The 13,336-nt window shown below is 63.1% G+C and carries 12 protein-coding genes; 3 read left to right on the top strand and 9 right to left on the bottom strand.

What is annotated here, in order from left to right:
- Positions 1–78: 78 nt before the first annotated feature.
- A complete protein-coding gene (locus tag CKW40_RS20300) occupies positions 79–1,293 on the top strand; it encodes an AI-2E family transporter (RefSeq protein ID WP_095201620.1) in 1,215 nt (404 codons plus the stop codon).
- Between the two features lie 15 nt (positions 1,294–1,308).
- On the opposite strand, the gene CKW40_RS20295 is transcribed toward CKW40_RS20300, so the two are convergent.
- The 3 genes from CKW40_RS20295 to CKW40_RS20285 form a co-directional block, all read right to left on the bottom strand.
- A complete protein-coding gene (locus CKW40_RS20295; RefSeq protein ID WP_095201619.1) occupies positions 1,309–2,205 on the bottom strand; it encodes a DMT family transporter in 897 nt (298 codons plus the stop codon).
- 129 nt (positions 2,206–2,334) lie between these two features.
- A complete protein-coding gene (locus CKW40_RS20290) occupies positions 2,335–3,099 on the bottom strand; it encodes an arginyltransferase (protein ID WP_095201618.1) in 765 nt (254 codons plus the stop codon).
- A 139-nt stretch (positions 3,100–3,238) separates the two neighbouring features.
- Positions 3,239–3,709, bottom strand: a complete 471-nt coding sequence (locus CKW40_RS20285) for an RDD family protein (RefSeq protein ID WP_095201617.1) — start codon at positions 3,707–3,709, stop codon at positions 3,239–3,241.
- A 216-nt stretch (positions 3,710–3,925) separates the two neighbouring features.
- Between CKW40_RS20285 and sthA the strand changes: the two genes are divergently transcribed.
- Positions 3,926–5,314, top strand: a complete 1,389-nt coding sequence (gene sthA / locus CKW40_RS20280) for a Si-specific NAD(P)(+) transhydrogenase (protein ID WP_095201616.1) — start codon at positions 3,926–3,928, stop codon at positions 5,312–5,314.
- Between the two features lie 3 nt (positions 5,315–5,317).
- Here the strand turns inward: sthA and CKW40_RS20275 are convergent, their stop codons facing one another.
- The 5 genes from CKW40_RS20275 to CKW40_RS20255 form a co-directional block, all read right to left on the bottom strand.
- Positions 5,318–6,424: a type 2 periplasmic-binding domain-containing protein gene (locus CKW40_RS20275; protein ID WP_095201615.1), complete on the bottom strand. Its 1,107-nt coding sequence runs from the start codon at positions 6,422–6,424 to the stop codon at positions 5,318–5,320.
- Positions 6,424–7,041 (bottom strand): 5-bromo-4-chloroindolyl phosphate hydrolysis family protein, encoded by a 618-nt coding sequence (locus CKW40_RS20270; protein ID WP_095201614.1) that lies wholly within the window; start codon positions 7,039–7,041, stop codon positions 6,424–6,426. Before CKW40_RS20270 ends, CKW40_RS20275 begins: the two co-directional genes overlap by 1 nt.
- Positions 7,042–7,055: 14 nt before the next feature.
- A complete protein-coding gene (locus CKW40_RS20265) occupies positions 7,056–8,627 on the bottom strand; it encodes a substrate-binding domain-containing protein (protein WP_095201613.1) in 1,572 nt (523 codons plus the stop codon).
- Positions 8,628–8,638: 11 nt separating this feature from the next.
- Positions 8,639–9,718: a toxic anion resistance protein gene (locus CKW40_RS20260; RefSeq protein ID WP_095201612.1), complete on the bottom strand. Its 1,080-nt coding sequence runs from the start codon at positions 9,716–9,718 to the stop codon at positions 8,639–8,641.
- Between the two features lie 175 nt (positions 9,719–9,893).
- Positions 9,894–10,553 (bottom strand): alpha/beta hydrolase, encoded by a 660-nt coding sequence (locus CKW40_RS20255; RefSeq protein WP_095201611.1) that lies wholly within the window; start codon positions 10,551–10,553, stop codon positions 9,894–9,896.
- Between the two features lie 201 nt (positions 10,554–10,754).
- Between CKW40_RS20255 and CKW40_RS20250 the strand changes: the two genes are divergently transcribed.
- Entirely contained in the window at positions 10,755–11,954 is a 1,200-nt protein-coding gene (locus CKW40_RS20250) for an OpgC family protein (RefSeq protein ID WP_095201610.1), read from the top strand.
- Between the two features lie 12 nt (positions 11,955–11,966).
- Here CKW40_RS20250 and CKW40_RS20245 read toward each other — a convergent pair whose 3' ends face one another.
- Entirely contained in the window at positions 11,967–13,043 is a 1,077-nt protein-coding gene (locus CKW40_RS20245; protein ID WP_095201609.1) for a LacI family DNA-binding transcriptional regulator, read from the bottom strand.
- Positions 13,044–13,336 lie beyond the last annotated feature (293 nt).

The raw sequence follows: 13,336 nt of genomic DNA, 5'->3' as shown, positions 1-13,336 counted from the left end.
AACTCATTTGGAGTATCGTCACGATTGCTGCACTATATCAGTGCATAACGGGGAAGGGTGTTTGGGAGACACGGGCGTTTGAAGGAATCCAGGATCCAGAAACCGGAACGGCAGCAGCGCCTGTTCGGCCTGTCGACGCCGCTGCGGTCGGCTGTCATTCCGCCGCTATCGGCGGCGCGCTGGCTGCTGGTGCTGATCGTCGCCGCCGGCGTCTATTTCTTCCACGGCTTCCTGTTCCCGGTGCTGGCCGCACTGGTCATCGCTTTCGCCAGCTGGCCGCTTTACCAGCGGCTGCTGGCCGGCGTTGGCGGCAACCGCACCATCGCCGCCACTCTGGCTATCCTGTTCATCCTCGCCTTCCTGGTGATACCGATCGCGCTTGCCGGCACCTATGCCATCAACGAGGTGCGCGAGTGGGTTGGCTGGGCGATCGAGACCAATCGGCACGGGGCCGTGACGCCGCACTGGATCGCAACCATGCCTGTCATTGGCGACTGGCTGAACGAACAATGGACGACCAATTTTGGTCATCCCGGCGGCATTGGTGAGCTGATCCAACTGGTCAGCGGCGCCAATATCGGCAGCATCTATCGCGGCGCGCTTGCCGCCGGCGGCAGTGCCTTTGGGCTGCTCTTGACGTTGCTGTTCATGATGATCGCGCTGTTCTTCGCCTATCGTGACGGCGAGCATTTCGCCGGCCAGGTCGACCGCCTCGGCGAGCGCATCCTGCCGACGCGATGGGAGCGGATTTCGCGCGTTGTGCCGGCGACGATTTCCTCGACGGTGACCGGCATGACGGTCATCGCCATCGGCGAAGGCCTGGTGCTGGGCATTGCCTACTGGCTGGCCGGCGTGCCGTCGCCGGTGACGCTCGGTGCCCTGACCGGCGTCATGGCGCTCATTCCCGGCGGCGCGCCTTTGTCCTTCACCCTTGTCTCGATCTACCTCGCGGCGAGCGGTTCGCCCATGGCCGGTCTGGTGCTGTTCCTGTGGGGCGCGGTCGAGCTGTTCATCGTCGACAAGACGCTGCGCCCGAAGCTCGTCGGCGGACCGATAAAACTGCCCTTCCTGCCGACCTTTTTCGGCCTGATCGGCGGCGTCAAGACGATGGGTTTTCTCGGTCTGTTCATCGGCCCGGTGCTGATGGCACTGCTGGTCGCCATCTGGCGCGAGTGGCTGCGCGAGGTGGAACTGGTCGACGAGATCGCAGCCGGCTCGGCGGCCGAGATCGAAGCGGGTCCGCAGATCGAGATCCTGCCGGAACCCAGTTCGGCGAAAAAAGCCAGCGCCTGATTCCGAAAGCTTGTTCTAGACTGGATGGTGCACCGCGAAGTCATCGCGGCGCTTGCGGCCATCATGCAACTGCCACAGCGAATGGGCGATCAGCGTGACGATCAGGATACCGCCGCCGATCAGGGAGTTGCGGGTCGGTGCCTCGGCAAAGATCATCCACACCCAGACCGGCGCCAGCACGGTTTCGAGCAGGTAGAACATCGCCACTTCCGGCCCCGAAATGTATTTCGGCCCGGCGGCAAGGCAGAAGAACGAGATCGGCATGATGACGGCGCCGTTGAAGATGATCCACCAGGGCGCGTTCACGTGAAAGCCTTCGCCGGACACCATGAGGGCTGCCAGGGCCATCGGCAGAAGGACGCCGACCAGCGACGTGAAGCCCATGTCCTTGCCGCTGGCGCGCGAGATGGTGATGGCCACGGCGACGAAGAAGGCCGAGCACAGCGCCATGAAATCGCCGAACAGCTTGCCGGTGCCGACCGACCCGCCGACGATGACCAGCACGCCGAGGATCATGATCGACATGGCGATGATCGTCACCAACTGCGGCCTCTCCTTCAGGAATAGCCAGGACAGCAAGCCCGCGAACACCGTGTTGAAGGCCAGGATGAAGACCAGATCGGCGGTCGAGGTGTGGTAGACGGCGGTGACGAAGGTGATCCCGGTCAGCCCATAGCAGATCGCCACGATCAGGCCGGACCAGCCGGGGATGAGCGGCGGGGCGTTGCGGCTGAGCGCCCGCCAGACCGACCAGATGACCATGGCGGCGACGAATGTGGTGCCGGTGCGCAGCAGCATGATGGTCCATGCGCCACCATCGGCGAGGCGGATCAACGGTATGTCGACGGTCAGCGTCAGCCCGCCGATCGCGGTTATCAGAAGGCCCTTCTGGTGATCATGGTGAGAGGACATGCAGGAACTTTCGCAATGAAATGCAGGCCGACGGCTGACCGGTGCAATGGCGCACTCTCTCCAGCCAACCGGCTGAAAGACCAGCATCCCCTGCCTTGAAACAGTTTTAAGCGCGGATCGTGGAAAAACTCAGCGTGAAACCGCTTCGTTGGTGTAGCGCTCCCAGCCCTTGGGGCCGAGATGCTCCTGCGGCATGAAGCGCATCTTATAATTCATCTTGCGCGAGCCGTTGACCCAGTAGCCGAGGTAGACATGGGGCAGGCCCATCGCCCTGGCGCGGGCGATGTGGTCGAGGATCATGAACGTACCGAGCGAACGCTCCTCGAATTCGGGATTGAAATAGGAATAGACCATCGACAGGCCGTCGGCCATCTTGTCGGTGAGCGCCACCGCGATGAGTTCGCCCTGACCCTTGCCGGTGATGAACGTGTCGGGTCCGCGCCGCCTGTACTCGATCACCTTGGTGTCGACATGGGTGTCCTCGACCATCATGGCATAGTCGAGCACCGTCATGTCGGACATGCCGCCGCGGCGGTGTCGGGCATCGAGATAGCTGCGGAACAGTGAATATTGTTCGGTCGAGGGCTCGGCATTGTGCATGGCGCCGACAAGGTCGGAATTGTGCTGCAGCACGCGCTTCATATTGCGGCTGGGGACAAATTCCTGGGCCAGGATGCGCACCGAAACACAGGCGCGGCAGGTCTCGCAGGCCGGCCTGTAGGCAATGTTCTGCGAGCGCCGGAAACCGCCTTGCGTGAGCAGGTCGTTCATCTCCGAGGCCTTGTCGCCGACCAGATGCGTAAACACCTTGCGCTCGAACTGGCCGTCGAGATAGGGGCACGGCGACGGCGCGGTCAGGAAGAACTGCGGCGACTGGGTCGGATGCTGCGTCATCTAAGTCTTGGAAACACTCCTTCGAGTCGCTCTACCTTTGGCGCGGAAAGCGAAAAATTCAACAGGATTGTGAATGTACGCGCAAGCGGATGCCTTCACATTTGCTCCGACGAGGCGGAAGCGCTCCCGAAAACGCCTTTTAACGGCCGCTGCGGCTGACCACCGTGCCGAGCAGAAAGTCATGCAGCGTGCGCTTGCGGTCGGAGAACAAGGTCACCAGCAGCACCAGTGGCGACAGGATGACATTGCCGGCCCAGAACAGCACGGAATGGACGACCGCGGTCAGGCCGTCGATCGGCCGGCCGTCGAGACGGTCGAGGCGGATGCCCATCACCTTCATGCCCGTGGTCGCCTGATCGGCGCTGCCCAGCGTGTTCCAGATGTAGAGGATGGCGACGGCCGGCACCAGGATGCCGAACAGCATCCAGCCGAGACCGAGCGTCAAAAGCCCGAGGAAAAACACCAATATGGCGAACGGAATGGTGAGCAGCGCGACGATGATATAGTCGAGCACGAAGGCCAGGATGCGCCTTGTGCGCACGCCTTCATAGGCCCTGACATCGTCAAGCCTTGTGTTGATGATTTCGCCGTCGAGAACGCGCGCGTTCATGTCATTTCCTCGTAACAGGGCCCGACATAGGGTGCGGGCCGCTCGATGATGAAATGGTGAAGGCCTGTGTCGGAATCAAGGTCGGCGCTTTTCGGAGCGCAGGGATCGAGCGACGCAGGACACGATCCGAATCGGTTGAATTTGCCGCGCGGATGGCATTAGTTTGTTGCGGCGCAACAAAAGCACTCTGAAGCAGAGGCGAGGGGACGGGGAAATATGGACTACGACATGCTGGTCATCGGCAGCGGCCCCTCGGGCCGCCGCGCCGCGGTGCAGTCGGCCAAGCTCGGCAAATCCGTGCTGGTGGTCGACCGCGGCCGGCGTCTCGGCGGCGTCTCCGTGCACACCGGCACCATTCCCTCGAAGACGCTGCGCGAAACCGTGCTCAACCTCTCGGGCTGGCGCGAACGCGGCTTTTACGGGCGCGGCTACAGGGTCAAGCAGGATATTTCCGTCGGCGACCTGATCGAACGGCTGCACAAGACGCTCGATCACGAGGTCGAGGTGCTGCAACACCAGTTCATGCGCAACACGGTCAAGAGCGCGCGCGCCGCGGTGAAATTCATCGGCCCCAACAAGGTCAGCCTGACATCAGACAATGGCGATTACAGCGAAGTCGGCTTCGCCAATGCTCTGATCGCGGTCGGCACCAGGCCGCACCGGCCGCGCGACGTGCCTTTCGACAAGACCCGCGTCTTCGACAGCGACGAGATGCTGGAGCTCGATCGCCTGCCGCGCACGCTGACGGTGATCGGCGGCGGCGTCATCGGCGTCGAATATGCCACGATCTTTTCCGCGCTCGACGTGCCGGTGACGCTGGTCGAGCCGCGCAACTCCATCCTCGATTTCGTCGACCGCGAGATCGTCGACGATTTCATCCACCAGATGCGCGATCGCGGCATGACGATAAGGCTTGGCAGCGCGGTGAAGGAAATCCGCTCGAAGCCGGAGACCGCCGAGGTGGAACTGGCCGATGGCCGCACCATCCGGTCGGAGGTGGTGCTCTACGCCGCCGGCCGCACCGGCAATGTCGGCAGCCTGGGCCTCGACGTGGTCGGCATCGAGGCCGACTCCCGAGGCCGCATCAAGGTCGATCCGCAGACGTTTCAGACCAGCGTGCCCAACATCTACGCCGCCGGCGACGTCATTGGCTTTCCGAGTCTCGCTTCGACCTCGATGGAGCAGGGCAGGGTGGCTGCCTGCCACGCTTTCGGCGTGGCGCTGCCGCCACCGCCGGAAACATTCCCCTATGGCATCTATGCGGTGCCGGAGATTTCCACCGTCGGTCAGTCCGAGGAGCAGGTGCGCCAGAGCGGCGGCGCCTATGAGGTTGGTGTCGCCCGCTTTCGCGAAACCTCGCGGGGCCACATTATGGGGGTCGACACCGGCTTCCTGAAACTGTTGTTCTCGATCGAAACGCGCCGCCTGCTCGGCGCGCACATCGTCGGCGAGGGCGCCACCGAGCTCATTCACATCGGCCAGGCGGTCATCAATCTCGGCGGCACCGTCGACTTTTTCGTCAACAACACCTTCAACTATCCGACGCTGGCGGAAGCCTACAAGATCGCCGGGCTCGATGCATGGAACCGGATGGGGCGAGGGTAAGCCTTAACTGTCCATCTGGGCGAGCAGCGCAAGCATCACGTCGGCCGACGGCATCGGCAGCACCGCCTCGATTTCCGCCGGTCTCACCCCGGCTATAGCGTCAGCGTCACCCGCCACGGTGCCGAGCGGCCCGCGGAACCCGTGCTTGGACCAGGCAAGCTCTTGCAGCTTCGGGCTGGTCAGCGCCTCCAGCAGCCGGTCGACCGCGGGATCGACGACGATCAGCGGATGCGCCGAGTAGACAGTCGGCCGGGGGTAGAGGATTTCCGGTTTGGCGCCCATGCCGGCCTGCACCCTTTGCCAGCGCGCCGGATCGGCGAGCGCCCATTCGACCAACTGGTTTTCGTAACCGACCACCATCGGCTCGGCGCCAAGGCCGCCAGCGATATACTGGTCGAACAGTTTTCCCGATGATGACGATTTCAGGCCCATGCTGCGGAAGATCGCCTTGGCCTGGTCGCCGTGCTGCGCCAGCAGTTCCTGCGTCGCCACGTCGCCGCTCATCAGGCTTAGCACCAGGCCGGCGAACATGAATCCGGAATTGGAGCGGTTGGGGTCGGTGGAGACGATACGCGCCCGGCCATAAAGCTCGCCGATGCCGAGATCCGACCAGTTCTTGCCGGCCAGAATGGCATCGAGCAAGGCCTTGAGGTCGAGCTGATTGTAGCCGCCCTTGGCGGCGACCGTGACCAGTCCGCTCTTCTTCAGCCCTTCGACCACCGGCCCCCAAGTGTAGACGACGATCGGCGAGTTGAGCACCACCTGGTCGTTGCGGATCGCCACGCCGCTCTTGCGGGCAAGATCGACCATGATCGAGGAGGATGGCCACAGGAATTGCGGTTTCTGCGACAGAAGTGCTGCTTCCCGCACCATCTCGACCGAGCCGGCGACGCGCGCGTCGAGCTCCAGCCCGTAGCCGCCGAGCGCATGAACGACGTCCGGATCGGCCAGGAACGCCTGCTTCTCGCCGCCGATGAAGCCGAACAGATGTGCCTTGTTGCCGAGATAGCCGCGGAATTCGGGGCGATCCTTGAGCGTCAGATAGCCGCCGGTGCCGGCGGCGGCCGCACCCAGCAGGCCCAGTCCAAAAGCGCGGCGCGAAATGGCCATCAGCGACCAATATCCTCTTTGAGCGACTCCTGAATGAGTCGCAGGTCTACGTCGAGCGTGCCGAGTTCGGTATCGGCGAGGCTGTCGGCATAGTGCACGAATCCGTCCTGAAGCTTGGTGATCACAGCGCCGACATTCGCCAGCCGCGCCTGACTGGGCGCGCGCCGGTTTGCCAGCGTCGCATAGCCTTCCGCCACCTCCGCCGCCTGCGGCACGTAGTAGGTGAGGAACCGCCGCACCGAAGGCGCGCTGTCGGGCTTGGCCTCGACCCTGGAAATCACATCGGCGGCGATATCGGAGAGGTTCTTCACCTTCGCCTTCATATCCTTGTTGGCAATCGTGCCTGCCGCAGCGGCAAGCCGATCCGCGGCCGGTTGGGCCTGTGCCAGAAGCTCGCGGGCGAACGCCACCCGGCTGCCGGAGAACGAGTTCAGATCGACGCCTTCGAACAGCTGGCGCGGCGCCAGCACGAACACCAGTCCGGCAAAGACAAGTGCTGCGATGATCGCCGACACCAGGAACGGAAAATGGATAAGCAGGCTCAGCCCGACCAGCAACGCCGCCGAGACGAGGCCCGCCACGATCCAGTTCCAGTCGTTGCCGAACAAGCCACGCATCCTAGCCGCGCATCTCAGTTGTAGCCGCGGGCGGCGCGGAAGGCGCCCGCCAGATCGCCGCTGCCATCGAATACGCGTGCCGAAGTCGCCTTGGCAAGACTGTCGAGCTGGCTCTTGTCGGCATCGCCGAAGGTGATGCCGAACACCGGCACACGCACCGGCGCGTTGCGCCATTGCTGGAGGAAGAAGTCGGCGCTGCCATCCGTCCTGCCATCGGTCATGATGATGATCGCCGGCAGGTATTTTGGCAGATCTGGCGTGGCGGTGATCTGCTGCAGCGCCTGCTGGGCACAGGCATACATGTCGGTGCCGCCGCCGGCGTGCTGGTCGGCGACGGCAGCCAGCAGCTGGGCTTGCCCGGCCGCATCGCCGGTTGCCGCGAAATTGGCGCGCACGACGCTGTCGAACGGCAGCACGAAGATATGGTCGGATGGCGTCCACTGCACCAGCACCTCGCTGGCCTTTTCCGGCGTGAACAGGAACTGCGCGGCGGCCTGCAGCTGTTTCTCGCCCTGGTCCTCCATCGAGCCGGAGAAGTCGAAGCACAGCGCCGTCAGCGAAGGCTTGCGCAGGGCCTCCTGGTAGAGATCGAGCGCCTTGCGGATCACCGCCGGCTCCGGCATGCGGATCGACGTCACCAGCTTGCCCGGATCGAAATTCCAGTCGGGCTCGGCCGCGGCCTGGATCGCCGAGCCGCCAAGCGGCAGCCGCCGGCCGGTGTCGGCGATGCGCTTGCGCACCGCGTCCGACTGCAGATAGGCGAGCAGGTCGGTGAAGAATTTTTCGACCTCCGGGCCGCGTCCATGGTCGATGAAGCCGAGCGGGGAATCGCCGACCGCGACGCCGTCGGCCGGATAGACGGCATAGAGCGGCTCCTTGCCCATCTGCTTCAGTTTGTCGTTGGTCTCCTTCAGCGTCGCCTCATAGTTCCACATCGCGTCGTAGACGGTGCCCTTGCTTGCGCTGTCGACATAGAGATCGGCGAGCCAGCCCGACGAGCCGGACGAACGCTCGACGCCCTGCAGCAGCGCGCTTACCGTTTCGCGCACGTTGGGATTGTCGAGATCGCCAGGTTCGATCACCTCCTTGCCGCCGAGCGCGCTGGACAGCATGGCGAGATAGGCGCTGGCGCCGGAATTGGACTGCGTCGCCGAGGTCATCAGGAATTTGAGCTTGCCATCCTTCACCGCGGCCAGGATGTCCTTCATGAAGACCGGCTTGCCGACCCAGCCGAGCTCTTCGGCCCTGGATTTGCGCACGCCGAGAATGACCGGCATCTGCGCGATCGAGGTCAAATTGCGCACCTTGCGGCCGGAATCGAACAGATCCACCCATACACTCGAGGCCGGCCAGACCGCGTCCTGGTCGAGGCCGGCAGGCCGTTGCAGGCCAAGGCCGATGTCGAGCGAGCCTTCATAGGCGAAGGTGCAGGTCGCGCCTTGTTTGGCACAGAATTCCTGCACGATCGGCTCCAGCACCGTGTTTTCGGACCCGGAGACGATCGAGAACTTGACGTTGCTCGAATTGCAGGCGGCCAAAAGCACTGCGAAGGCCAGCAGCAGAACGGACGTCAGCGTCTTCGGCATGGCGGTTCCGATCAGCCTTGAGTCAACGCTTTCTTCAGATCGAGCGTCATCTGGTCCATCTGTTTCTCAGCGTCGGCCCGCTTCTGGCGGCCCTCCTGCTGGACCTTCAGCACGCCTTGCACCGTGTCGATGAGGTCGCGATTGGCCTGCGCCAGCGTTTCGACATCGACAATGCCGCGCTGCGCCTGCTCCTCGATGGAGATTGCCTGATCCTTCATCATCTTGGAGGTCTGGCGGATCATCTCGTTGGTGGCGTCCGTCACCGTCTTTTGCAGTTCGAGCGCCGATTTCTGGTTGGTCAGGCCAAGCAGGATGACCATCTTCTGCTTCCATGCCGGCACGGTCAGCGCTGAGGTGGCCTGGAGGTTTTCGATCAGGGTCTCGTCGCCGGACTGCACGATGCGGATCTGCGGCAATTGCTGGATGCCGAGCTGGCGCGCCTGCACCAGATAGAAGACGCGCTTTTCCAGACGATCCAGCGCCTGCACCGCATCCTGGTAGGTCTGCGCCTCCAGCGTGCCGCCGACATCGCCGCCCGCCTTATCCGCAGCCGCCTTCAGTTTCGGCAACTCATTGGTTCGATAATCATCGACGAATTTCTTGCCCGCCTGCACATAGGCGTCGAGCTTGAGGATGGAATCCTTGGTCTGCTCGTGCAGATCGTCGAGCACGGCGATGTCGCGCCGCAGCGTGTCCTTGTGCCGGTCGAGATCGAGGCCGATGCGGTCGATCTGCCCCGCCACGTCCTCGTATTTTTCCTTGAAGCGTTCCAGCCGCGCCTTGAACGAGGAAAACAGATTGCTCAAAAACCCCTGATCCTTCAGCGAGGCCGGATCGAGGTTCTTGGCCTTCATGATGATGTCGGTCAGCAGGTCGCCGGTGTCGCCAAGGTCACGGTTGCGCAGTTGGGACAGGATCTTGTCGGCGTAATCGCTGACGGCCTGCTGGGCGCGGTCGCCAAAAACCGAAATCGCGGCGCGGTCGCGCACGTCGATGCCGTTTTCAATCGTGGCGATCTCGGCCGGATTGGCCGCAATGACAGGCAATTGTGAAGTGTCGTCGAGCAAAGTGACGCTGTTCTTGTCGGCCATGCAGACCTCCCCTCAGTAGACAGCATCTCGATAGACCGGATGTAACAGACATATGTCGCCGCTGTGGACAATGGAAGCCACGGCCCATTTCGTTGGTGAACAGTTGCTTTTGTCACACTTATTCTGCGGTTTCCTGCCGCGAAACAGCCTGCCCGACGCTCACAAGCGGCTCTGCCTATGCCATGGCAGCCGATCCCGCCAGCCATTGCCTGACGATGGCGGCCTCCGGATTGCCGATGTCATGGCCCGAGGGAATGATCCGGGCGTCGATCTCGGCGCCGTGCTGGTTGAGCAGCGTCACCAGCGCCGGCGCGAAGGGGCCGTAGGTCTCGTCGGCAGCGCCGGCGATGATCAGCGTCCGAGTTCCCGCAAGATCCGTTGCCGGCACGTGGTCGAGCACGGGCATCGGCCTCAGCAGCGCCGCTCTGCGGACAACACCCGGGTGGAGCAGCATCAGGCTGGAAACCAGATTGGCGCCGTTCGAATAGCCGAGGAACGTTGCGCGATCGAGATCAAGTCCATGGCGCTTCGCGGCGTCGCTTGCGAATGCCGCGAAAGCAGCCGTTTCGGCGAGGATGCTCTTCTGTTCGAAGCGCGTCGGGGTTATCCGCTCGAACCAGCGGAAACCGTCCTCCTGGGTGACACGGCCACGCGCCGCGACCAGCACGGCGTCGGGTGCGATCCGTCTTGCCAGCGGCACCAAAGTGGTCTCGTCAACACCCGATCCATGCAGCAGGAACAGGCATTCACGGCTGTCTTTGCCGGCGTCGTGAATGCGGTAAGGAAAGGCCAGATCCTTGAGCAGCGGGCCGTTTTCGACGCTGTCGCCAGTCATCCCGCATCCTCTTGATTATATGAGGTTCCGCTGAATTTGCCGGCTTCAAAACGCAATATTTTCGTGCTCCGCGAAAGTTGATTGAACCAGGCGCATTCCAGCCCGTTTCTGCGCCGATACACTCCACGTGGGAGGAATCGAAGCGGTGCGCCGGGGGTCGCATTGCTGGACATGAACAACCAGCTTTGAGGCCTTTTGTCGATGACTACCCCTGTTTTGTCGGATCGCAATTTGCGTATCCCCGAACGCGACACGCGTATCGATGTGCTGCGCGCGCTCGCACTGCTCACCATTTTCGTCGACCATGTGCCGGGCACCGCCTTCGAGACCCTGACCTACAAGAATTTCGGCTTTTCGGACGCTGCCGAGGCATTCGTGCTGATTTCCGGCATCTCGGTCGCGCTCGCCTACGGCACGAAGTTCCGGCCGGGTGGCCGGCTTCTGGCCACATTGAAGATGTGGCGGCGGGCAGGCATGCTCTACATCGCCCATATCGTCACGACGATGGCGGTGATCGCCCTGTTCTGCGCCGTGGCGGTGTTCACCAGGCGGCCGGAACTGCTGAAACTGATCAACATCGAGCCGTTGATGAAGAACACGCCGGAAGTGATGGTCGGCATCGTCACGCTCGGCCATCAGCTTGGCTACAACAACATCCTGCCGGTCTATGCCGCGCTGCTTTTGATGGCGCCGGTCTTCGTCCTGTTCATCAGCTACCGGCCCGTCGCGGCGCTCGTCGCCTCCGGCGCGCTGTGGCTCGTAGCCGGCATCTGGCAGATCGCCCCGCCCAACTATCCCGAGCCCGGCTTCTGGTTCCTGAACCCGCTGTCCTGGCAGTTCCTCTTCAACATCGGCTTGGCCGCCATGCTGCATGTCAGGCGCGGCGGTGTCATTCCGGTTAACCGCTGGCTGGTCGGTGCGGCCGCGGCCTATGTGGTGGCGGCACTGGTCTGGGTGCACAGTCCGCTCTGGGGGCAGATAACCTGGTTCAAGCTGCCGGTGGTGATCGGCGGCTTCGACAAGACCTTCCTGTCGCTGCCACGTCTGTTGCATATATTGGCGGTCAGCTACCTCATCGTCGCCTTGCCGGCGCTGTCGAACCTGTTCCGCACCAGCCCGGACCATCCGCTGGCGATTCTCGGCAAGCGCTCGCTGCCGGTGTTCATCGCCGGCACGGTGATCGCCATGGTGGCGCAGGTGATGAAACTGATCAATCCGGGTGGTATTGCCTATGACAGCCTGCTGCTATCAGCCGGCATCGCCATGCAGTTCGCGCTCGCCTTCTATCTCGAATGGCTGTCGACCATCGGCGGCGCGGGCAAGGCCCGCGCGACGCAAAAGGATGTCACGCCGGTCCGAGCGTCTTTCGGCATCTCCGCCGTGGCAAGAGCCAATCGCTGAGGCGCGGGCGGTTCAGCCGCGCGGCGGAGCCGACGAGGCGCGCACGATCAGTTCGACGGGCAGCAACTGCCGGCTGACCTTGCCGTCGTTTTCCAGGATCGCCTTGACGGCAAGGCGGCCCATCTCGGCTATCGGCTGGGCGATCGTGGTCAGCGACGGCTCGGATACGGCGGACTCCGGAACACCGTCGAACCCGACGATGGAAACATCGTTGGGGACGTTGAGCTTGCGCGCGCTCAGCCATTCGAGCGTTACCAGGGCTATTTTGTCCGACATCGCCAGGATGGCCGTGGGCGGCTCCTTGGCCGCGAAGATGGTTTCGAGCCCGGCTTTCGCGCTGGCCGCATCGTTGGCGGTCTCGTAGACGGGCACTTTGGATGTGTCGACGCCAACCCGCGAAAGCTCCTGAAGATAGCCGGTGAGGCGGTCGCGCGTTCCCGCGTAGGTCGCGGAGCGAACCTGCTCGGGTGAAACGAGACCTGTCCTGCCGTCGGCAAAAGGCAGTGCCAGAACGGCAAAGCGACGATGTCCGAGATCGGTGAGATGGCGCGCCGCCAGGCTGGCGCCTGCGATGTTGTCGACACCGATCGCCGCGACCGCCCCATCCTCGGAGTCCAGATCGAGCGCCACGAAGGGCAGTTTGCGCTCACGTGCCAGTTCCACCAGGCGCGAACCACCTTCGACGCAGAAGACGATGAAGCCGTCGACCAGGGCGCTCTGGATGTTCCAGGCGAGCTGTTCGTTGTTAGCAGCCGAAACCAGGGAGATGCCGGCTCCCGTTGCATCGCAGGCCTGCGAGATGCTCGCCATCATGACGCGCGCGAAGGGATCGTCGAAGAAGTAGGAGAGGGGCTCGGCCGTGGCGACGCCGATGGCGTTGACTTTGCCGGCCCGCAACAGGCGACCCTTGGGATCCGGCCCGCCATAGCCCATCGCCTCGGCCGCGGCCTTCACCCGTTCGCGGACTTCCTCGCGCACGATCTCGGGGCGGCTGAAGACATTGGATGCGGTGCCGTGCGAAACCCCTGCGGCCTTGGCGATGTCGGCCAGCCGGACGGGTCTTCGATTGCCTGCGGTGAGTGACGCCATTGTGCGTGCCTCCTAACATGCATTTAGCACGTTCCGGATTTGCATCTAGCACTTTCGTTGGATCGATTCAAATTTTGCTTGACCGGAGATGCTTGAAGGCCTATATTTGAATCGATCCAAAGTGGCAGATTTGTTCTGCGAAACGACCTAGGGGAGGTGCGCCATGCATCCCGTCGATTATCTGTTCGAAGACATCTATCGCAACGACTGGAGCATCGGGTCGGGCACCGACAGGTCCAGGCGTCGGGGCAGGACCGGCCCATGGATTCGCGACCTTCGCTTCCTAGTGGAGC

Source organism: Mesorhizobium carmichaelinearum, assembly GCF_900199455.1.
GTDB lineage: Bacteria > Pseudomonadota > Alphaproteobacteria > Rhizobiales > Rhizobiaceae > Mesorhizobium > Mesorhizobium carmichaelinearum.
This window is presented reverse-complemented; position numbering and strand designations above follow the sequence as displayed.

What these genes read in the sequence shown, in the direction of transcription:
- CKW40_RS20265 (WP_095201613.1), bottom strand. Translation starts at nt 8,627, where the DNA reads ATGCCGAAGACGCTGACGTCCGTTCTGCTGCTGGCCTTCGCAGTGCTT.
- CKW40_RS20290 (WP_095201618.1), bottom strand. Translation starts at nt 3,099, where the DNA reads ATGACGCAGCATCCGACCCAGTCGCCGCAGTTCTTCCTGACCGCGCCG.
- CKW40_RS20255 (WP_095201611.1), bottom strand. Translation starts at nt 10,553, where the DNA reads ATGACTGGCGACAGCGTCGAAAACGGCCCGCTGCTCAAGGATCTGGCC.
- CKW40_RS20275 (WP_095201615.1), bottom strand. Translation starts at nt 6,424, where the DNA reads ATGGCCATTTCGCGCCGCGCTTTTGGACTGGGCCTGCTGGGTGCGGCC.
- CKW40_RS20250 (WP_095201610.1), top strand. Translation starts at nt 10,755, where the DNA reads ATGACTACCCCTGTTTTGTCGGATCGCAATTTGCGTATCCCCGAACGC.
- CKW40_RS20295 (WP_095201619.1), bottom strand. Translation starts at nt 2,205, where the DNA reads ATGTCCTCTCACCATGATCACCAGAAGGGCCTTCTGATAACCGCGATC.
- CKW40_RS20285 (WP_095201617.1), bottom strand. Translation starts at nt 3,709, where the DNA reads ATGAACGCGCGCGTTCTCGACGGCGAAATCATCAACACAAGGCTTGAC.
- sthA (WP_095201616.1), top strand. Translation starts at nt 3,926, where the DNA reads ATGGACTACGACATGCTGGTCATCGGCAGCGGCCCCTCGGGCCGCCGC.
- CKW40_RS20270 (WP_095201614.1), bottom strand. Translation starts at nt 7,041, where the DNA reads ATGCGTGGCTTGTTCGGCAACGACTGGAACTGGATCGTGGCGGGCCTC.
- CKW40_RS20245 (WP_095201609.1), bottom strand. Translation starts at nt 13,043, where the DNA reads ATGGCGTCACTCACCGCAGGCAATCGAAGACCCGTCCGGCTGGCCGAC.
- CKW40_RS20260 (WP_095201612.1), bottom strand. Translation starts at nt 9,718, where the DNA reads ATGGCCGACAAGAACAGCGTCACTTTGCTCGACGACACTTCACAATTG.